The 20,740-nt window shown below is 67.2% G+C and carries 15 protein-coding genes and 1 riboswitch; of the genes, 6 read left to right on the top strand and 9 right to left on the bottom strand.

The features are described from left to right. Positions 1-25 precede the first annotated feature (25 nt). Genes ACIGII_RS18125 through ACIGII_RS18115 form a run of 3 tightly spaced genes read right to left on the bottom strand, consistent with a single transcriptional unit; the run spans position 26 to position 2,312 of the window. Positions 26-1,246: a helix-turn-helix domain-containing protein gene (locus ACIGII_RS18125; RefSeq protein WP_399640852.1), complete on the bottom strand. Its 1,221-nt coding sequence runs from the start codon at positions 1,244-1,246 to the stop codon at positions 26-28. 9 nt (positions 1,247-1,255) lie between these two features. Next, a complete protein-coding gene (locus ACIGII_RS18120; RefSeq protein ID WP_399640850.1) occupies positions 1,256-1,762 on the bottom strand; it encodes a hypothetical protein in 507 nt (168 codons plus the stop codon). Positions 1,763-1,784: 22 nt separating this feature from the next. Then, the gene (locus ACIGII_RS18115) at positions 1,785-2,312 is read right to left on the bottom strand and encodes a hypothetical protein (protein ID WP_399640848.1); all 528 of its coding nucleotides are present in this window, start codon (positions 2,310-2,312) and stop codon (positions 1,785-1,787) included. A 182-nt stretch (positions 2,313-2,494) separates the two neighbouring features. Here ACIGII_RS18115 and ppa point away from each other — a divergent pair, with 182 nt between their 5' ends. Next, on the top strand, positions 2,495-3,031 hold the full coding sequence (gene ppa, locus ACIGII_RS18110) for an inorganic diphosphatase (protein ID WP_399640846.1): 537 nt from the start codon (positions 2,495-2,497) through the stop codon (positions 3,029-3,031). Positions 3,032-3,181: 150 nt separating this feature from the next. Continuing rightward, complete coding sequence (locus tag ACIGII_RS18105) at positions 3,182-4,303, top strand: HDOD domain-containing protein (RefSeq protein ID WP_399640844.1); 1,122 nt, start codon at positions 3,182-3,184, stop codon at positions 4,301-4,303. A 125-nt stretch (positions 4,304-4,428) separates the two neighbouring features. On the opposite strand, the gene ACIGII_RS18100 is transcribed toward ACIGII_RS18105, so the two are convergent. The 5 genes from ACIGII_RS18100 to thiC form a co-directional block, all read right to left on the bottom strand. Beyond that, the gene (locus tag ACIGII_RS18100; RefSeq protein ID WP_399640841.1) at positions 4,429-7,290 is read right to left on the bottom strand and encodes a TonB-dependent receptor domain-containing protein; all 2,862 of its coding nucleotides are present in this window, start codon (positions 7,288-7,290) and stop codon (positions 4,429-4,431) included. A gap of 68 nt (positions 7,291-7,358) precedes the next feature. Further along, on the bottom strand, positions 7,359-8,240 hold the full coding sequence (locus ACIGII_RS18095; RefSeq protein ID WP_399640839.1) for a helix-turn-helix transcriptional regulator: 882 nt from the start codon (positions 8,238-8,240) through the stop codon (positions 7,359-7,361). Between the two features lie 123 nt (positions 8,241-8,363). After that, positions 8,364-10,676, bottom strand: coding sequence for a winged helix-turn-helix domain-containing protein (locus tag ACIGII_RS18090; protein ID WP_399640836.1), 2,313 nt, complete (start codon positions 10,674-10,676; stop codon positions 8,364-8,366). Between the two features lie 251 nt (positions 10,677-10,927). Beyond that, a complete protein-coding gene (locus tag ACIGII_RS18085; RefSeq protein WP_399640833.1) occupies positions 10,928-11,605 on the bottom strand; it encodes an ion channel in 678 nt (225 codons plus the stop codon). Positions 11,606-11,688: 83 nt separating this feature from the next. Beyond that, positions 11,689-13,566, bottom strand: coding sequence for a phosphomethylpyrimidine synthase ThiC (gene thiC, locus ACIGII_RS18080; protein WP_399640831.1), 1,878 nt, complete (start codon positions 13,564-13,566; stop codon positions 11,689-11,691). A 116-nt stretch (positions 13,567-13,682) separates the two neighbouring features. After that, positions 13,683-13,784, bottom strand: a riboswitch (TPP riboswitch). A 122-nt stretch (positions 13,785-13,906) separates the two neighbouring features. Here thiC and ACIGII_RS18075 point away from each other — a divergent pair. Next, positions 13,907-15,478: a BCCT family transporter gene (locus ACIGII_RS18075; RefSeq protein WP_399640829.1), complete on the top strand. Its 1,572-nt coding sequence runs from the start codon at positions 13,907-13,909 to the stop codon at positions 15,476-15,478. A gap of 52 nt (positions 15,479-15,530) precedes the next feature. Here ACIGII_RS18075 and ggt read toward each other — a convergent pair whose 3' ends face one another. Further along, positions 15,531-17,249, bottom strand: coding sequence for a gamma-glutamyltransferase (gene ggt, locus ACIGII_RS18070; protein ID WP_399640827.1), 1,719 nt, complete (start codon positions 17,247-17,249; stop codon positions 15,531-15,533). 496 nt (positions 17,250-17,745) lie between these two features. Between ggt and ilvC the strand changes: the two genes are divergently transcribed. From ilvC to ACIGII_RS18055, 3 genes are read left to right on the top strand one after another with little or no spacing between them, the layout of a single operon-like run. Beyond that, positions 17,746-18,720 carry a ketol-acid reductoisomerase gene (gene ilvC / locus ACIGII_RS18065; protein ID WP_102945125.1) on the top strand — a complete coding sequence of 325 codons (975 nt, stop codon included), beginning with the start codon at positions 17,746-17,748 and terminating at the stop codon, positions 18,718-18,720. 38 nt (positions 18,721-18,758) lie between these two features. Next, positions 18,759-20,495 carry an acetolactate synthase 2 catalytic subunit gene (gene ilvG / locus ACIGII_RS18060; RefSeq protein WP_399640825.1) on the top strand — a complete coding sequence of 579 codons (1,737 nt, stop codon included), beginning with the start codon at positions 18,759-18,761 and terminating at the stop codon, positions 20,493-20,495. Beyond that, positions 20,479-20,739 carry an ACT domain-containing protein gene (locus ACIGII_RS18055; protein WP_399640822.1) on the top strand — a complete coding sequence of 87 codons (261 nt, stop codon included), beginning with the start codon at positions 20,479-20,481 and terminating at the stop codon, positions 20,737-20,739. The genes ilvG and ACIGII_RS18055 overlap by 17 nt, the downstream gene beginning before the upstream one ends. Position 20,740 lies beyond the last annotated feature (1 nt).

Below are 20,740 nucleotides of genomic sequence, written 5' to 3'. Positions count from 1 at the left end.
GCGGGAGGCGTGCCTGGCAACGACACTAGTCGCCTGGCAGCGAAGCAGGGAGTAACAAGATTGTCGTGAATCCAGCCAGCGGTGCGCCGAGCCAGCGCTGCGACCGTCCGCGCCCGTGGCAGCGCACCCGCTGCGCCGCTTCCAGCGCCACCAGTTCGCGCTGCACGGTGCGCTGGCTGGCGCCCACCGCCAGTGCCAGCGCCGAGGTGGACCAGGCCGCGCCGTCGCCGAGCAGCGCTTCCAGTGCCGCCGGTTCGCCCGCCAGCGGCGGGTCCAGCACTGCCACATCGACCTTGGGCGGTGCGCGCAGCCGGTAACCGCTGTCGGTTGCGTCGATCTGCAGCATCCCCTGCAACGCCGTGCGCAGGCGCCCGATATCCACCCGCAGTCGTGCGCGATGGGTGTGGTCGCCCGCAGCGGTTCGAAACACCTCGGCAATCAGCGGGTCGCGGTCGACGTCACCCGGCCAGGCGCGGCCCAGCGCGCGCAGCAGGGTGAACAGCAACGGGCGTCGCGCCAGCGAATGCCAATGTCCCGCCGACCACACACCGCGCCGGCACCCGTCGATGACGCACGTCGGGCTGGCCAGCAGGCGCTGCACGGCGGCCAGATCCAGCGCTGCGTCGTGGGGGCCCTGCAGCCTGCGTGCAGCGGGCTGCAGCAGTTGCCCGCGGGCCTGCTCCACTTCGGCCTGCAGCGCTGCGATTCCCGACGCCCGGGCAGCGTCATGGGCTGCATCCAGTGCCGCCTGCGCCTGCTGCACCTGCAGTGCACAGGCGGCCAACGCGGCATCGGTCAGGGCGGCCATCGCAGCCAGCGCCGGTGTCAGCGCGCCCCCGCGCAGACGCTCCAGTGCCTCGGCAGCCTCCTGCCGACGCCCGAGCAGCAACCCGCGCCGGGCCAGGATCAGCCAGGCCTGCCGGGCGTTGTGCGGGTCGCCACGCCGGTCCAGCGTCTGCGCTGCACGCAGCAGCGGCGCGGTGGGCCCGGCCAGGTCGCGCAGCGCCAGTGCGACTTCAGCGTCGGCGACCACGCAGCGCGCGCGCGCCAGCACCTCGTTCTGCCCGAAGCCGCGCTGCGCCTGGCGCAGCAGCTCGCGCGCCCGCTCCAGCTCGCCCAGCTGGGCCATGGCCACGCCACGCAGGGCCAGTGCCGGCGGGTCACCGCGCAGGGCCACGTGGCCCAACGCGGTGAGAACATCGCCTGCGGCGAGAGCGCGGGCGGCGGCAGCAAGCAGGGAATCCATGCGCGCAGGCTAGCGCAGGCAGTCACCCAGTGCGTCGAACACCGTCTGCCCGGTGCCCGGCAGGGGCTGGAACAGCGGTTGCGGCCCGTCCAGGGCGGCCAGCAGTGCCGCCACCGGGGTCCCCGGGGCGAGCGGAAACCGGCACAGCCAGGTGGGCTGGCGGGGAATCAGCGCGCCGGTTTCCAGGTCGACCTGCAGCTCACTGGCGGCAAAAGCCCACGCGCACTGGTTGACCGTGCCCGTGGCCTGCTCCACCGAGCAGCGCAGCTTCATCGGCCGGTAGTCGCTGTACTCGCCTTCGCAGAAGGTATCGGGACAGACATCGTCGAAACCCGCTTCGAGACGGTGGCGCAGCTCGCGGAAGGCACTCCAGTGCGCCTGCGGCGTGGGGTAATCGACCAGGTCGACATGCAGGGGCGGCGCGGCCGCTGCGGCACGGGCGGGTGGTCCGGGCCACAGACATGCGAGCGCGGCGGCCAGCGCGACAGCGCAGGAGGAGGACGGGGTGGGCATCATGGCAGTTCTCCTTTGCGAGGCATCAGGACAGGCAGCGGCGCAGTACGTCGAATACCGACAGCGCCGAGCCGGGCAGGCGGTTGAACAGGTAGCCGGAGCTGTCCGGCTGCAGGGTGGTCATGTGCGCAAGAAAGGTGGCGGCCGGCACATCCGACGGCAGCGGCAGCGGGCAATACCACTGGCTGAGCTCGGTACGGATCGCCCCGTTGCCCGGGTGCACGCGCGTCTGGCTGGCGACCACCGCAAACCGGCAGGCGTGGATCCGGTCGTTCCGGGTATCGACCACGCAGTCCAGCCGCAGCGGACGATAGTTGTCCACCGGACCGGCACAGAAGGCGTCCGGGCGGGCATCGGTGAATTCGTCCACGAGCAGGCGGTTGAGCTCCTGGTAGACGGTGTCATCGGCGGGCTCGCCGGGCGCGCGGCGCTCGGCCAGGTCGATGTAGCGCGGCGGAGTGGCGGCTGCCGGCCCGGGCAGGAGGAGCGGCAGTGCCAGCACGGCAGCCGCCAGGGACGGGAAACGGCGAAAACGGGACGCGTGATCGGTCATGGCGGGACTCCGTGGCAGGTACCCCACCTTGCCCGTGTCCGGCCGCGGGGCCGATCAGGCGGGCGCTGATCCGGTGGTGGGTCAATGCCGCGGCACCGGGTCGGCCGCCCCCGCTGCACGGCGGCCGGCAAAGGCATAAAATGAGAGGTCTTATCGCGCCATCCCCCCTCTCGGAGCACACCATGGGTCTGGAACTCGTCTCGCCCGGCAAGAACCCGCCGGAAGAAATCAACGTCATCATCGAGATCCCGAAGGACTCGGAACCGGTCAAGTACGAAGTGGACAAGGAAACCGGCGCGATCTTCGTCGACCGCATCCTGTCCACCCCGATGCGCTACCCCTGCAACTACGGCTACGTGCCGAGCACCCTGTGCGGCGACGGCGACCCGGCCGACGTGCTGGTGGTGCTGCCGCTGCCGCTGATCCCCGGTTCGGTGGTCCGCTGCCGTCCGGTCGGTGTGCTGAAGATGAGCGACGAAGCCGGCAGCGACGAGAAGATCCTGGCCGTGCCGGTGGCCAAGGTGTTCAGCGGCTATGCCCATGTGGAAGACATCGAGCAGGTGTCCAGCCACTGGCTGGAGCGCATCGGTCACTTCTTCGAGCATTACAAGGATCTGGAGAAGGGCAAGTGGGTGAAGCTGGACGGCTGGGGCGGCGCCGCTGAAGCCAAGCAGATCCTGGTGGACGCCCACCAGCGCTATCTGTCCAACGGCGGCTGAGACTGAATGACCCCGCTCCGGCCGCGTGCCGGAGCGATGGGCATCACGTTTTTACAATGAGGCCCATCACTGTTTGGGCCGAATTGGGTACATTGCGACTTCTACACCGTCCACGGTGGGTCTCACCGTGGTCACCCAGGGGATTGTGTCGTGCGTATTCTGTTAGTTGGGGACGAAGCCAGCCTGTCGGCTGAGCTGTTGGATTTCATTGCCGATCTTGGGGAAGAGTGGCAGCCGTTGACCGCCGCCGATGGCCAGACCGCGATGAGCATCGTGGCGTCTTCGCCCATCGATGCGGTCATTGCCTGCCCCACCCTGCCCGATCTCACCGCAACCACGCTGCTGGGCCAGATCCGGACGCTGCGTCCGGAGACGATCCGCATCGCGCTGGTCGAGGCGCCGCAGGGCAACCGGCCGCCGCCGGCGCGCCTGATCGGCGTGGCACACCGGTTCCTGCCGTTGCCGCTGGCACCGGAAGTGCTGCTGGAAGCGCTGACCAGCCTGGAAGAGCTGCGCGAGCTGCTCGACAGCGAGCGCCTGCGCAGTGCCATCGGCCGGATCGAGAAGCTGCCGTCGCCGCCGCACCTGTACCTGAGCCTGACCCAGGCGCTGGAGCACGACGACGACACCGACACCGCCGATGTGGCCAAGCTGGTGTCGGCCGACCCGGCGATCGCGGCCAAGGTGCTGCAGTTGTCCAATTCGGCCTTCTTCAACAGTGGGCGGACCATCTCCGACCTGCGCAGCGCGGTGACCCGGCTGGGCCTGGCCACGCTGCGCGACCTGGTGCTGGCCAGCGAAGTGTTCTCGGCGTCGGCACTGTCCGGTGCCGAGCGCAACGCGCTGCAGCAGCGCGCGCTGCTGGCCTCGCGCCTCGCCGCCAAACTGCTGCCGGAATCGAGTGCCGAACTGGGCGCGACCGCCGCGCTGCTGGCCGACATCGGCCTGTTGCTGCCCGGCGTGCGCAACGAACGCAGCGAGCCGGCCAGCGATGCCGACCCGCGTCCGGGCCACAGTGAGGCCGGCGCCTACCTGCTGGGATTGTGGGGCCTGCCGATGCCGATCATCGAGGCGGTGGCGTTCCACCTGCAGCCGCAGCGTTCGAACACGCGCAGCTTCTGGGTGACCGGTGCGGTGCACGTGGCCCTGGCGCTGGTCAATGGAGAGCCGGTGGATGAGGAGTACCTGCAGCGTGCCGGTGTGCTGGGCAAGCTGCCGCAGTGGCGTGACCATGCCAACGGGTTGATGGGGTTGGCGACCGCCGACGCGTAGGCGGGCCATACCGGCGCTACCGGAAAGCCGACCTTGCAGGTCGGCTTTTTTTTTGCCCTGCGGGCAAAGAAAGAGGGCGGACCTTGCGGCCCGCCCTCTTCATGCAGCTACAACACTTCGATGGCTCAGAAGCGCTGGGTGTACTTCAGGTAGTAGAAGCGACCGATGTCGAAGCCGCCGTAGTACGAGAAGCTCGAGTTCGGCTGGCTGTACATCACCGGGCCTTCGTGGTTGAACACGTTGTTCGCGCCCGCCGAGATGGTGGCGTCCCACGGTGCGTTGTAACGCACCTGCAGGTCGTGGAACGTGTTCGAACCGGTGTTGCGCACCGGGATGGCCAGCGTGTACGCCGACTGGAAGGTCGGGTTGTTGCACTCCGGGCCGCCTTCGCGGTCGTAGGCGCACTCTTCCTTCAGACCGGAGTAGTAACGCACACCCCAGTTGACGCCGAAGTTACCGTAGCTCCAATCGACGTTCAGGTTCGAGCGGACGCGGAAGTTCGCACCCCAGTCGCCCGTGCCCCAGCCGGTGTGCTGCTCGACAGCGGTCTGCTCTTCGTTGTCGCGCTTGTACTCGAGGTAGTCCACATAGGTGGTCTTCCAGTCGATGACAATGTTGCCGAACGCCAGTTCCGGCAGACGGTACTTGACGCCCAGGTCGTAGCCCGCGGTTTCCTGGAAGCCGCCGTTGATCAGCGTACGGGTCACGTCGACCACCTGGCCCGAATCGGCATCACGCACGACGCGGTCGCAGGCATTGGCGTTGTTCAACACGTAGCACTGGTTGAGGATCGAGGTAACCGATTCCGCCGCAATGACGTTGTTGATCCGGATCTTCCACCAATCCAGGCTGATATCCAGGCCCTGGACGAAGTTCGGGCTGTACACCAGGCCGAGGGTCCAGGTCTTGGAGGTTTCCGGGCTCAGTGCATCGTTGGAGCCGGACAGGTAGGCATAGTTCGACTGCGACCCCGGGCCGGTGGCATCAATGCCGCCCGACGCTTCCTGACGGAAGTTCGCCGGTACCGCCGCAGCGCAGCGGCTGGCAACGTCGCCGTTGCGCACCGCGGCACCGAAGCTGGTGTCGCACGGGTCGGTGTACTTGTCGAAGGTCTGCGAGGTGCCGCCGTACAGGTCGGCCACGGTCGGCGCGCGGAAACCGGTTGCATAGGTGCCGCGGACCAGCAGGTCGTCGATCGGCTTCCACTTCAGGCCGAACTTGCTGTTGATCGTGTCGCCGAAGGTGTTGTAGTCCGAGTAACGGCCGGCCATGTCAACCGACAGTTCCTTGGCGAACGGCAGGTCGGCCAGGATCGGCACGTTCAGCTCGAGGTAGTACTCGTCGAGCTTGTAACCACCTGCGGTCGGCGCACCGGCCAGATCGGTGCTCAGGCCGGACTGCAGCAGGGCATCGGGACTGTAGTTGGCTTCTTCTTCGCGGTGCTCGTAGCCGGTTGCGAACGACAGGTCGCCCGCCGGCAGGGTCACGATCGAGCCGGAGAGGTTGGCGCTGTACACCTTGCTGGTGGTGACCGAGGTGTCGTGGCTCGGCAGGAACAGATAGTTCTGCAGCGCCTCGTTGGCCAGCGAACCCTGGCCCTGGGCACCGTACGGCAGCAGCGGGTTCCAGGGAGTGCAGCCGGCGATCGGGCTGGCGGCGGTGCCACACTGGGCCACGCCGTTGGCGTCGATGTACGACGGGCCAACCGCATTCTGCACGTTCGGAATGAACAGGTTGCCAGTGCCGGTCTTGACGCCCTTGTTGCGGTTGTAGACGTAGCCCACATCCCAGTCGAAGTAGCGATCAGCGAACTCGAACGAGCCTTCCAGACCGCCGCTGAAGCGGAAGGTGTTCAGCTCGGACTTGGTCTGACGCGGCACTTCCCAGGTACGACGCATGAAGCTGGCGTCGGTGCCCAGCGGGTTGAACACGCTGTCGGCCGACAGCGGGGTGTCGTAGGCAACCGAACGGTACGGGTAGCCTGCGATCTGCTGCAGCGCTTCACGCTCGGTGTACAGAACGCTGGCGGTACCGCGGATGTTGTCGGTGAAGTCGAACTGGCCATTGCTGAAGACCGAACGACGCTTGATGCCGGTCGACAGATACATCTGCTGCGACGGGTTGGACAGGTCGGCGTTGGTCAGCGCGTGGTAGTCGGCGAAGTTGGTCGGATCGCCACCCGGGTTCAGGGTGTAGTTGCCGCCCGGGGTCACCAGCACGCCGTTTTCGGTGATCGCGCTCCAGCCGTTGGCGTTGTCATCGGTCGGGGTCGGGTGACGGTAGCCGTTGGCATATGCGCTGAAGCGACGATCCTTGGCAAGGACCGGCTCTTCTTCGCTGTACTCGGCGCCGAAGGTCAGCGAACCGCGCTCACCGGTCTGGCCGTAGACGAAGTTGTAGGTGGTCTTGTCGCCATCGCCCTCGCCGTACTGGCCCTTGTAGTAGCTGGCTTCCAGACCGTCGAAGTTCTTGCGGGTGATGATGTTCACCACACCGGCAATGGCATCGGAACCGTAAATGGCCGAAGCGCCATCGGTCAGCACTTCGATGCGCTCCACGACGGAGGTCGGGATCGAGGCCAGGTCGGTGTAGCCGCCGGAGCTGACGCCCATGCGCTTGCCATCCAGCAGCACCAGGGTGCGTTCCGGACCCAGGTTGCGCAGGTCGACGTACTGCCCACCTACTTCTTCACCCGACGACAGTGCGTCGGCACGGCTGATGGCCGGGGAGCCGGTGGCCGAGAGGTTCTGCACGATGTCGGCAACGCTGGTGAAGCCCTGCTTCTCGATGTCGGCACGCTGCAGCGCGATCACCGGCTGCGCGGTCTCCATGCTGGCTTGGCGGATGCGCGAACCGGTGACCGAGATGCGATCCAGGTCGGTAGTGCCGGTGGCTGCGTCCTGCGCCGAGGCAATGCTCGGCAGGAGCGCCAGCGCAATGCCGGCGGGCAGAAGGCCCAGCCGCACTGCGGGAGTACGAAAATTCATCAATCTCTCCAAGGTACGTTAGTAGCGTGTTAAACCGCTTCGGAAAGTTACGATTGCGTTACCGTTAATTATTTGCGCGATGCCACCGGACTGTTTGCCGACTTTGGCGAAAGCGATCCGCCGGTCTGGCGAAACCCCGATGCCGACTGGCCATAACGGGCGCGGAAGGCACGCGCGAAGCTGCAGCAGTTGTCGAAGCCGCTGGCCGCCGCCACTTCGCCGATCATCATGTCGGTGTCGCGCAGCAGGTCGGCCGCGCGTTCCAGCCGCAGGCGCGCGGACAGCGACTGCGGGCTTTCCTCGTACAGGCTCTGGAAGGTCTTGGACAGGTACCAGCTGGAGAAGTTGGTCAGTTCGGCCAGTTCGCCGATGCGCACCACGCGGTGGCTGTTGCCTTCCAGGAACAGGCGCGCGCGCTGCATGCGACCGAACACCTGGCGCTTGCGGATGCGCGAACGACCGGGGCAGCGCTGCACGCCACTGGCCATGCCGCGCTGCATCGCCGCCAGGTGCAGCAGGACCGGGCGCAGGGCCTGCGCCGGCTGGCCGCTGGCGAGCGCATCGCGCCACAGGCGCAGGGCCACCCGCACCTCACTGCGCGACATGCTGCCCCGCCCGGCGTAGAGGCTGCAGTCGGCGAGCTCGCCCAGTGCGCGCAGTGCGTCGGGGGTCAGGCTCAGGCCGATGCACAGACCATCGCGGCCGGCCTGGATCATCGGCTTGGATTCCTTCTCGAAGGCGATCCACTCGCGCTGGCGCAGGCGGAAGCGGCCTTCCTTGGATTCCACCCAGGCGCTCCCGCGCAACTGCATCCACACCGTGAAGGTGGTACCCGCGGTCTGCAGGCTGCCGAGGCGGGCGACGCCCAGGCAGGTCGGCAGCGGACCGTCGTCGACGATCTTGTCCAGGGAAAGCGATTGGCCGCGATCGGCGAGGGAAAGCTGACGCATGACGTACACCGGGGTTTGCCGTAACAGGGCTCCCGTTTTGCCAAATCAGGTCAGCGGGGTCAGGACGTTTCGACGAGATTGATCCGAATTCGCCACGATGCCGTTACGAAAAAGATACGACGACTACTTTCCCTTCCAGAACAGCAGGTTGGGCACCATCGAAAACACCGGACGCGGCGGTTCCGGCAGGGTCATCACGCCGATGTCGGCGCCGTCGGCGACCGCCAGGGCCAGGTACAGTGCGCTGCCATCCGGTTCCGCGCTGAAGCCGTTGCCGGCGGCGAGCCGGTCCTGGTCCAGGCACAGCTCGGCTCCCTCGGACGGACTGTTGATGCGTGCGAACACGGTCGAACAGTCGGTACGGCTGGACAGGTAATCCAGGCTGCCATCGCGGGCCACCGCCCAGGTCCGGTAGCGCCAGCGCGACGGCCGGTCTTCGCTGACCTGCCGGATGCTGGCCGGATCCAGCTGCAGGTTGGCCGACCACAGGCCACCGGCCGCCAGCCGGGTGAACAGCACGCGCTGGTTGGCCGGGTCCAGCCGCGCCTGCGATACCCCGTCCACCCGGCCCAACAGCGTCCACGGCGTGGCGCGGCGGTCGAACAGCGACAGGCGCATGCGCTCGTCGTGATCGCGCTCGACCACCAGCAGATGCTCGTTGTCGCCGGCATACAGCGCCTGCAGCGGCTGCGCCACCGGCACCGGCAGCGCCACGATCTGTTCGTCGCGGGGGGAGACTTCGTAAATCACCGGTCGCGCCTGGGCATCGCGACCGGACACCAGCAGATGGCGGCTGTCGGGCGACCAGTCCGCCGGCTGCCGCGTTTCCGGGCGCAGCCCTTCCACCGGGCGCAGGGACTCGGGCCGGCCCAGGTCGGCCCACCACAGGCCATAGTTGCCGGAGCGATCGGAGGTGAACACCAGCTGCTGGCCATCGGGCGCCAGCATCGGCTGGCCATCGCGGCCGTTGGAGGGGAACAGCCGCTCCGGCGTACCCGGGCGACCGTCCTTGACCGGCACCCGGAACAGACCGAACTGGGCCTTGCGGTGCACGAACGCCAGCATGTTGTTGTGCCGCGACAGCGCGGGCGACTGCGCGTCGTCCAGCCCGACATCGCGCAGCGTGCGGGTCTCGGTGTCCAGCTCATACAGGCGCGCTTCGCTGTCGACGCGACGACCGAACACGATATGGCGGCTGTCGCCGCGCCAGGCCCAGCCGCGGATCTCGGCCGAATCGCTGGTCAGCTGCTCGGGTTCGCCGCCCTCGGCAGGCATGCGCCAGAGGTCGCCGATCTGCGGGTTGCGCACGAACACGATCCAGCGCCCGTCGGGCGAGTAACGCGGCGCGTAATCGAAGTTGTCGTCGGCGGTCTGGTAGGCCAGCGGGGTCCACGCCCCGCTGGCGATGTCCAGCACGCGGATGCCCCGATACGCGTGGCGACCGGACAGCGAGCCGAACACCAGGCCCCGGCCATCAGGGGTCCAGTCGAAGCTGAGCAGCTCGGTGCCGTCGCAGCGGGTCAGGTGCCGGATCGCGCCGCCGGTGGCGCTGGCAATCAGGACTTCGCAGCTGGCCTGCGGACCGAAGCGCGCGAACGCGATGTCGCGACCATTCGGGGACCAGTTCGGAAAGCGGTCTGCGTAGCCCACCGGCGTTTCCGTCAGCAGGCGTGCCGGCGCATTGCCCGAGGTCTGCACCTTGATGGCACTGCCGCGACCGCCGCCGTCGTCGGCCTCGTAGGCCACCTGCGAGCCGTCGGGCGACACCGTGGGATAGGTCTCGAAGCCCGCCGTCGCGGTGATCAGCCGGTACGGTCGCTGCGGACTGCCGACCACGCGGCTGCCATCTTCGAGCACACCGCTGGCTGCGGTCGCGCTGGGCGGCCGCTGCAGCAGCAGCGCGGCCAGCACCAGCACGGCAACGGTCAGCAGCAGGCCGATCGCCAGGAACACGTAGCGCCGATGACGGCGCCAGCGGCTGCGCGGACGTGGGGCGGCGGCAGTCGGGGGCGCGGCGAACACCGCCGCCAGCGCATCACGCTCGTCCTCGCCCGGCGCACTGTCGGTGTCGCGCACGGGCCCGGACAGCACCGACACCGGCTGCAGCAGCCGATACCCGGTCTTGGCAATGGTTTCGATGTAGGCCGTGCCAGCGTCGTCGTCGCGCGAGAACGCCTTGCGCAGCTGGGTAATGGCCTGGGTAAGCACATCGTTGGTGGGCAGGGTGTCCGGCCACACCTCGGCAAACAGCTCGTCGCGGGTCACCACCGCACCCGGCACGCGCATCAGCACCTTGAGCACGCCCATCGCCTTGGGCGTCAGCCGCCGCGGACGGCGTACGCCGTCCACCACCACTTCACGCGAGGAAAGCGTGATGGTGCATTCGCCAATCCGGATACGGTCGGCAGCGGGTGTTTCACTCTCTATGACGTTCATTCCGGTGCTGCGTGCGACAACTGAACAACGGGAACGCAGCGAACCGAACCGCCAGATTCCGCAAATGGCTTCAACGCAAAGGGCAAAAACACTGAAGCGCGCGAATACTAGCCTAAGCAGGTTAAACGGCGCCTGTGCGTCCGGAAAACATCAGGCCCTCTCTCGCCGACGAATCCACACAATCCGCTGCACCATTCGCGCCTCAGGGCGCGATTTTTTTATGTGCGATTCAGTAATCTTTTAATCAATATTCAGTTTCGTGCATTACGGATCATGGTCAAACCGACCAGTCGCGACACCACCAGCGCTACATACATCACCCCGGCGAACTGCTCCAGCATGACCAGCGCGCGCGCCTGCGGATGGATCGGGACCACATCGCTCAGCCCAACGCCGGACAGCAAACTGAAGCTCAGATAAAGCAGTTCCATCCAGGTGCGCAGTTCGGATTCGCTGGTCGCCACGAAACTGCCCGGGTACCACTGCTGGCACACCGCGAACGCGAACGCGAAGGCCCACGCCAGCAGGGTAAAGGTCGCGCCCGCGGCGAACAGCTCGTCACGGGTCACCTTGTGGTCCTGCAGCATGTACGCGATCAGGCTGCCGGCGGTGTAGAAGTACAGCAGGCATTCCAGCAGCTGGGCGGTGATGACCAGGACCGGCCGACCCAGCAACGCGCCGCTGAGCGAGAACACCACCGAGGGGATGGCCAGCGCCAGCGCCACCCACATCCCCAGTGGACTGCGCCGCACCACCCACAGCGCCAGGCCGAGCACGGCAATGCCGAACGCCCCGAACAGCGCGCGGCTGGCGCCGGCCTCGTCCATCGCCGGGTACAGCAGCACGCCCAGCAGCTGCACGCCCAGCAGCCACGCCGACGGATGCCGGCGGGCAATGGCCAGCCATTTGGTGGTGCGCGCTATCGCCATCGTCCATCCCTTCGACCCAATGCACTGCCGGGGAGCTTAGCCGCGACGGCGGCGTGGCTGCATGACGACGCCGAGGGCGCCGCCTACTCCTGCCGGTAGAGCTGTCCGCCCTGGGCACGGAACTCGCTGGACTTCCCGGCCATGCCGGCCGCCAGCGCGTCCTGCGCGTCCAGCCCCTGCCCTGCGGCGTAGTCGCGCACGTCCTGGGTGATCTTCATCGAACAGAAGTGTGGCCCGCACATCGAACAGAAATGCGCCAGCTTGTGCGCGTCCTTTGGCAGGGTCTCATCATGGAATTCGCGCGCCTTCTCCGGGTCCAGGCCCAGGTGGAACTGGTCCTCCCAGCGGAACTCGAACCGCGCCTTGCTGAGCGCGTTGTCGCGCACCTGGGCGCCCGGGTGGCCCTTGGCCAGGTCGGCGGCATGGGCCGCGATGCGGTAGGCCATGATGCCGTCGCGCACGTCCTGGCGGTTGGGCAGGCCCAGGTGCTCCTTGGGCGTGACGTAGCAGAGCATGGCAGTGCCGTACCAGCCGATCATCGCCGCGCCGATCGCACTGGTGATGTGGTCGTAGCCGGGCGCGATGTCGGTGGTGAGCGGACCAAGCGTGTAGAACGGCGCTTCCCCGCACTCGTGCAGCTGCTTGTCCATGTTCTCCTTGATCAGCTGCATCGGCACGTGACCGGGCCCTTCGATCATGGTCTGCACATCGTGCTTCCAGGCGATCTTCGTCAACTCGCCCAGCGCCTCGAGTTCGCCGAACTGGGCCGCGTCGTTGGCGTCGGCGATGCAGCCCGGACGCAGGCCGTCGCCGAGCGAGAAGGTCACGTCGTACGCCTTCATGATCTCGCAGATGTCCTCGAAGTGCGTGTAGAGGAAGTTTTCCCTGTGGTGGGCCAGGCACCACTTGGCCATGATCGAACCGCCGCGCGAGACGATGCCGGTCACCCGCCGCGCGGTAAGCGGCACGTGGCGCAGCAGTACGCCGGCGTGGATGGTGAAATAGTCCACGCCCTGTTCGGCCTGCTCGATGAGGGTGTCGCGGAAGATCTCCCAGCTCAGCGCCTCGGCGCGGCCATCGACCTTTTCCAGCGCCTGGTAGATCGGCACGGTGCCGATCGCCACCGGCGAATTGCGCAGGATCCACTCGCGGGTTTCATGGATGTGCTTGCCGGTGGACAGGTCCATCACCGTGTCGCCGCCCCAGCGGATCGCCCACACCAGCTTTTCCACCTCTTCGGCGATGCCCGAGGACACCGCGCTGTTGCCGATGTTGGCGTTGATCTTGGTCAGGAAGTTGCGCCCGATGATCATCGGCTCGCTTTCCGGGTGGTTGATGTTGTTGGGCAGCACGGCGCGACCGCGCGCGATTTCCGAGCGCACGAACTCCGGGGTGATCATGGCCGGAAGGGCGGCCCCGAACGACTGCCCCGGGTGCTGGGCCAGCAATGCCTTGTCGCGCACCTGCTCCAGCCGCTGGTTTTCACGGATGGCCACGAACTCCATTTCCGGGGTGATGATGCCGCGCCGTGCGTAGTGCATCTGGGTGACGTTGGCGCCGGCCACGGCGCGGCGCGGTTGCAGGCGCGCGGGAAAGCGCACGGCGTCCAGCCGCGCGTCGGCTTCGCGCGAGCGCCCGAACGCCGAGCTCAGGCGAGGCAGCCCTTCGGTGTCGCCGCGTTCGGCCACCCAGCCGGCGCGCAGCGGCGGCAGGCCGGTGGACAGGTCGATGCGTGCGTCCGGATCGGTGTAGGGGCCGGACGTGTCATAGACGGTCAGCGGCGCGTTGTCTTCGCCGCCGAACAGGGTCGGGGTGCGGGTCAGCGCGATCTCGCGCATGGGCACCTGCAGATCGCTGCGCGAGCCGGTCACGTGGATCTTGCGCGAACCCGGAATCGGCCGGGTGACCGAGGTCGAAAGCTGCTGGGCCTGCTGCTGCAGGGCGGTAAGGTGTGCGGTCATCGGGGCATCGTCCTGGGTTCAGTCCCGCACGGGGTGTGCGGAACAGGGACGAAGCGGCGGCGCACGGCAGGCGAACCACGCGTCCGCGCGGTCGGAAGGACCGGAGGACACGCTGCCGCTGCTGTTGCGAAGCTTCCCTACGCCGGTATCAACCGGATCAGGTTCGATGGGACTGTCTCAACCGTGGCCCCAGGGCCGCGGTACCCCCGCTTCGGGGCGGATTAGAGCACACTGGCGCGGGGTTGGGCACGCTGCACCGCGAACGTGAACGGGGCGGTCATGCCGGGTTGGCTAGACTCCCGGCCAGCGACACTCCTGTTGCGTACGGAGACACGCCGACATGGTGTTCCGCATATCGATCGCACTGGTACTGCTGCTGGTGCTGGCCGCCGGCATTGCACCGGAGCCGTTCAACGCCGTGGTCCAGGGTGGTCTGGCCCACATCATCCGCAGCGCCGGCTGGCTCTACCTGCTGGTGGTGTTCATCACCCTGTCGTTCCTGCTCTATCTGGCGTTCGGCAGGCTGGGCTCGCTGCGCATCGGCGGCGAGGACGCCGAGCCGGACTTTTCCAATGCCAGCTGGATGGCGATGCTGTTTGCCGCCGGCATGGGCATCGGCCTGGTGTTCTGGGGTGCGGCCGAGCCGGTCTCGCATTTCGTCAAACCACCGGAAGGCCTGGCCCCGCAGAGCATGGACGCCGCGCGCGCCTCGATGCGCTACGTGTTCTTCCACTGGGGCCTGCATCCGTGGGCGATCTACGCGCTGATCGGGCTGGCGATGGCGTGGTTCCAGTACAACCGCAATGGGCGGGGGCAGATAAGCGACCTGCTGCAGCCGCTCATCGGCCGCCATCATCGCGGCTGGATCGGCACGGTGGTGGATGTCGCCGCAGTGGTGGCCACGGCCATCGGCGTGGCTACCACGCTGGGCTTCGGCACCATCCAGATCGCCGCCGGGCTGGAGCGCGTGTTCGGCATCCAGGATTCGGCAGGACTGCAGCTGACCATCATCGCAGTGGCCTTCGTGCTGTACATGGCCTCCACCACCAGTGGCGTGCACCGCGGCATCAAGTGGCTGTCCAATTTCAACCTGGGCCTGGCGGCATTGCTGCTGGCGCTGGTGCTGGTGCTGGGGCCGACCGGTTTCATCTTCGACACCTTCACCACGACGGTGGGCTCCTACCTCAACCAGCTGGTGACGATGAGCCTGCGCATGTCGCCGTTCTCGGGCAGCACCTGGGTGGCCGACTGGACGATCTTCTACTGGGCGTGGTGGATCGCGTGGGCACCATTCGTGGGCTCGTTCATCGCGCGCGTGTCGCGCGGACGCAGCATCCGCGAGTTCGTGCTCGGCGTGGTGATCGCCCCGAGCGTGCTCGGCTTCCTGTGGTTCTCGGTGTTTGGCGGCACGGCGCTGTGGCAGCAGATCTTCGGCCATGTGGACCTGGTGCAGGCGCTGGGCAACGGCTATGAAACCGTGCTGTTCACCCTGTTCGACAGCATGTCGCTGCCCATGGTGCTGTCGGTGATCGCGCTGGCGCTGCTGATCATCTTCTTCGTGACCTCGGCCGACTCGGCGGTACTGGTGCTGGCCAGCATGTCCACCGACCAGGCCGGCGACCCGCCACTGGCCCGCAAGATCACCTGGGGCGTGGCCATCGCGCTGATCGCAGGCTCACTGCTGCTGGCCGGCGGGCTGGACGCGCTGCAGGGCATGATCACCATCGCCGCCCTGCCCTTCGCGCTGCTGATGCTGGCGGTGATCTACTCGCTGTACCAGGTATTGGACCTGGAGTACCAGTTGCAGCACCGCCGCGCCAAGCGCGCGCGGCAGATGATGGATGCCTGGATCGAGCGCGAAATCGCCGCGCAGGAAGAGACGCGGGACGAGGCGTCGCGAGCGGATACGTAATCCGCAAGCGCAGCGTTTCCGTTCTCAATGGCAGGCGTACAGGCGGGGACGGTCAGTACCCTGCCGCCTGGCCGTCCTTGCGGCTTTCCGAGGCGCCGTAGTACACACCGGTATCCGGGTCGCGCATGATCGCCTGGTAGCCGCCGTACGGGCCGTCGGCGAACGTAACGCGGTGGCCCTTGCGCATCAGCGCGCGCACCGTCTCGTAGGGGTAGCCGGTTTCCAGGTTCACCTCGCCGCCGTCGCTCATCGCCGTGGCCTGGCCGGTCGGTTCGGTCGAGCCTTCATGCTGGATGCGCGGCGCATCACCGGCTTCCTGCAGGTTCATGCCGAAATCCACCAGGTTCATCACGATCTGCGCGTGCCCCTGCGGCTGCATCGCACCGCCCATCACGCCAAAGCTCATCCACGGCTTGCCGTCCTTGGTCACGAAGCCCGGAATGATGGTCTGGAACGGACGCTTGCCCGGCGCATAGCCATTGGGGTGGTCCTTGCGCAGCACGAACATCTCGCCGCGATCCTGCAGGATGAAACCCAGCCCCGGCGGCGCCATGCCGCTGCCCATGCCGCGGTAGTTGGACTGGATCAGCGACACCATCATCCCGTCCGCATCGGCCACCGTCATGTAGATCGTGTCGCCCTCTTCCAGCTGCTTCGGCGTGCCCGGCTGCACCTCGCGCAGTGCCTTGTCCATTGAAATCAGCTTGCGCCGCTCAGCCGCATATTCCTTCGACACCAGCTTGGCCACCGGCGCCGGCTGGAACGCCGGATCGGTGTAGAAGCGCGCACGGTCCGCGAAGGCCAGCTTCTTGGCTTCCACGAACAGGTGCACATGCTCCGGCGAGCCGAACGGGATCTTCGAGAAGTCGTACCCCTCCAGCACGTTCAGGATCTGCAGCGCCGCGATACCCTGGCTGTTCGGCGGCAGCTCCCACACGTCATACCCCCGGTAGTTGCTGCTCACCGGCTCCACCCACTCGCCGTGGTGGCTGGCCATGTCGTCGTAGCTCAGGTAACCGCCATTGGCCTTGAAATACGTTCCGATCGTGCGCGCGATGTCGCCCTTGTAGAACGCGTCGCGGCCGCCCTGCGCGATCTGCTCCAGCGTGTTGGCCAGGTTCGGGTTCTTCCACAGCTCACCCTTGCGCGGCGCGTGCCCGTTGATCGTGAACTGCTCCTTGAAGCCTGGGTACTGCGACAGCTTGGGCACCGACCGGTCCCAGTAGTAGGCGATCACCTCCGCCACCGGGTGGCCCTCGCGCGCGTAGCGGATCGCCGGCGCCAGGTTGTCGGCCATCGGCTTGCGGCCGAAGCGGTCATGCAGCGCGAACCAGCCATCCACCGCGCCCGGCACCGACACCGGCAGCGGACCGGTAGCCGGAATCTCCTTCAGTCCGCGGCGCTGGAATTCGGCCAGGCTGAGCGACTTCGGCGAGCGCCCGGAGCCGTTGTAGCCATACAGCTTCTGCGTCTTCGGGTCCCATACGATCGCGAACAGGTCACCGCCCACGCCGTTGCCGGTCGGCTCCATCAGCCCCAGCGCGGCGTTGGCCGCAATCGCCGCGTCCACTGCCGAGCCGCCGCCTTTCATCACGTCCAGTGCGATCTGGGTCGCCAGGGGTTGCGAGGTCGCCGCCATCGCGTGCGGGGCAATCACCTCCGAACGGGTGGCGAAGCCGCGCCCGGTGACCCGGTCGGCAGCGGAAGAGAACACGGGCAGCGCGCACAGCAGTGCAGTGGCCAGGACGGCACGGGCAAGGGGTCGGGACACGGAGAGGGTTCCAATGAGGGAAGCAACGTTGCCGATGGTCGCCGCAGGCGCCCCTCACGCACATCCGACAATGGTCATGCACGACACGCGTGGACGCCGGGATTCCGCGCGGAAACCCCGCTTCAATACTTGAATCCGGGTTCACCGTAACGCTTTCAACCGCAACCATCGTTGCAGGACAGGGCTTTGCGCTGGATGCAGGCGAAACTGTTGGAAATTGTCCCGCGACGGTTGACAGCGCTGAAACCGCTGTGGTTTTCTCGATCACATGTTGCAGCGCCACACGCCCATTCGCGATTCCTTCCCGCCCACCGGTTCCGGTGCGGCCGCGATCGCCTCGCTCCTTGTCCTCGTACTTATTACCCAACCAACAGGTGCGGGACGGACCGGCGTGTAAGCAGAACTGCCAGGTATCCATCAAAACCCGCACCCACCCAGGTGCGGGTTTTTTCGTTTCAGAACCCTTCGATTTTCTTTCCGCCAAAGGACCTCCCCCATGAGCACCAACGACCTGCCCCAGATCAAGATCGCTGTTGTCGGCTACGGCAGCCAGGGCCGCGCCCACGCCCTCAACCTGCGTGAATCCGGGTTCGATGTGGTCATCGGGCTGCGCCCGGGCGGCCCGACCGAGGTCAAGGCACAGGCCGACGGCTTCACGGTCAAGGCGCCGGCCGAGGCGGTGAAGGACGCCGACCTGGTCGCCGTGCTGACCCCGGACATGGTGCAGAAGAAACTCTACGAAGACGTGCTGGCGCCGAACATGAAACAGGGCGCGGTGCTGCTGTTCGCCCACGGCCTGAACGTGCACTTCAACATGATCGCCCCGCGCGACGACCTGGACGTGGTGCTGGTTGCGCCCAAGGGCCCGGGCGCGCTGGTCCGCCGCGAGTACGAAATCGGCCGCGGCGTGCCGTGCATCTGGGCGGTCTACCAGGACCGCAGCGGCAAGGCCGCCGAGTACGCCCTGGCCTACGCCGCCGGCCTGGGCGGCGCACGCGCCAACCTGATCCAGACCACCTTCAAGGAAGAAACCGAAACCGACCTGTTCGGCGAACAGGCCGTGTTGTGTGGCGGCGCCTCGGCCCTGGTCCAGGCCGGGTTCGAAACGCTGGTGGAAGCCGGTTACCAGCCGGAAATCGCCTATTACGAAGTCCTGCACGAACTGAAGCTGATCGTGGACCTGTTCTACGAAGGCGGCATCACCCGCATGCTGGAATTCATCTCCGAAACCGCGCAGTACGGCGATTACGTGAGCGGCCCGCGGGTGATCGACGCCGGCACCAAGGAGCGCATGAAGGCGGTGCTGACCGACATCCAGGACGGCACCTTCACCAAGAACTGGGTGGCCGAGTACGAAGCGGGCCTGCCGAACTACAACAAGTTCAAGCAGGCCGACCTGGAACACCCGATCGAGAAGGTAGGCAAGGAACTGCGCGCCAAGATGGTCTGGTTGCAAAGTCAAGCCGCGTAACCGCGCGGCTCCCCCACCGCTTTCGCAAAGGTCACCGCATGAACACCTCCGCACACAGCACCGCGCCCCGCAACGGCGCACGCTGGTTGACGCAGGCCCTGGAAGCCGAGGGCGTCGATACGCTGTTCGGCTATCCGGGCGGCACCATCATGCCCTTCTACGATGCCCTGGTGGATTCAGGGCTGAAGCACATCCTGGTGCGCCACGAACAGGGCGCGGCCCTGGCGGCCAACGGCTATGCCCGCGCCAGCGGCCGCGTCGGCGTCTGCGTGGCCACCTCCGGCCCGGGCGCGTCCAACCTGGTCACCGGCATCGCCGATGCGATGCTGGATTCGGTGCCGATGGTCTGCATCACCGGCCAGGTCGCCACCCCGCTGCTGGGCACCGACGCGTTCCAGGAACTGGACGTGTTCGGGCTGACCCTGCCGATCGTCAAACACAGCTGGCTGGTGCGTTCGGTCGACGACCTGCCGCGGATCGTCCGTGAGGCATTCCGCATTGCGCGCGAAGGCCGCCCCGGCCCGGTGCTGATCGACCTGCCCAAGGATGTGCAGATCGCCGACGCCAGCCACCTGCCGGCGCACGTGCCGGAAACGGTCAACCCGCCGGCGGCCCCGGCCGACGCCGCGCTGGCCGATGCCATCGCCGCGATCCAGGCTGCTGAAAAGCCGGTGATCTACGCCGGCGGCGGTGTCGCGCTGGGCGATGCGGTGGAGGACTTCCGTGCCTTCGTCGATGCCACCGCCATTCCCACCGTGCTGACCCTGCGCGGCCTGGGTGGGCTGCCGGCGCAGCACCCGCATTACCTGGGCATGCTGGGCATGCACGGCACCCGTGCGGCCAACATGGCCGTGCAGGAGAGCGACCTGCTGGTGGTGGTCGGTGCCCGCTTCGACGACCGCGCTACCGGCAAGTTGAACGAGTTCGCCCCGTTCGCCCGCGTCATCCATATCGATGCCGACGCGTATGAGATTTCCAAGCTGCGTACCGCCGATGTGGCGGTGCCGGGCAACGTCGGCACCGCGCTGCGCGCGCTGACTGCGGCCCTGCCGCGCGCCGGCGCATCGCAGGAGGCGTGGCGCAGGCGCTGCGCCGGGCACCGCGAGCGCTTCGCCGCCCGCTACGACGCCCCGGGCGCGTACATCTATGCCCCGGCGCTGTTGAAGCGCCTGAGCGAAGTGGCGCCGGCCGACACGATCATTGCCTGCGATGTCGGCCAGCACCAGATGTGGGTGGCGCAGCATTGTCGGTTCAACCACCCGCGCAACCACCTCACCAGCGGTGCGCTGGGGACCATGGGCTTCGGCCTGCCGGCGGCGATGGGCGCGCAGTTCGCCTGCCCCGACCGCACCGTGGTGCTGGTCTCCGGCGACGGCAGCTTCATGATGAACGTGCAGGAGCTGGCCACCATCGCCCGCTGCCGCCTGCCGGTGAAGATCGTGCTGCTGGACAACAGCTCGCTGGGCATGGTCCGCCAGTGGCAGGAGCTGTTCTTCGCCGAGCGCTACAGCGAGATCGACCTGTCCGACAACCCGGACTTCGCCGCGCTGGCCAAGGTGTTCGGCATTCCTGCCACCCGCATCGAGAACCGCGACGACGTCGAAGGCGGCCTGGCCGCGCTGCTGGCCGAACCCGGCCCGGCGCTGCTGCACGTGGCCATCGATGCGCGCGCCAACGTATGGCCGCTGGTGCCGCCCAACAACGCCAACAGCACGATGCTGGAAAGCAACCCCGCCCACCAGCCCCAGGAGTTCCCCCATGCAATACCGGCTTGACCTGGTGCTGGTGCCCGCCGAAGGCGCGCTGCTGCGCGTGATCGGCATGGCCGAACGCCGTGGCTTCGCGCCGCGCGCGATCGTGGGTGCGCCCAATGCGGCCGACGATGGTCGCTGGCACCTGCAGCTGGTGGTGGACAGCACCCGTCCGCCGGAGACGCTGTGCCGCCAGATCGAGAAGATCTACGACTGTGTTTCGGTGCGGATCAGCGCGCTGGAGCCGGGTACTGGAGTCGCTGTATGAA

The organism is Stenotrophomonas sp. NPDC077420 (assembly GCF_044543385.1).
Lineage (GTDB): Bacteria > Pseudomonadota > Gammaproteobacteria > Xanthomonadales > Xanthomonadaceae > Stenotrophomonas.
The sequence above is the reverse complement of the archived record's forward strand: the minus strand, read 5'-3'. Positions and strand labels throughout refer to the sequence as shown.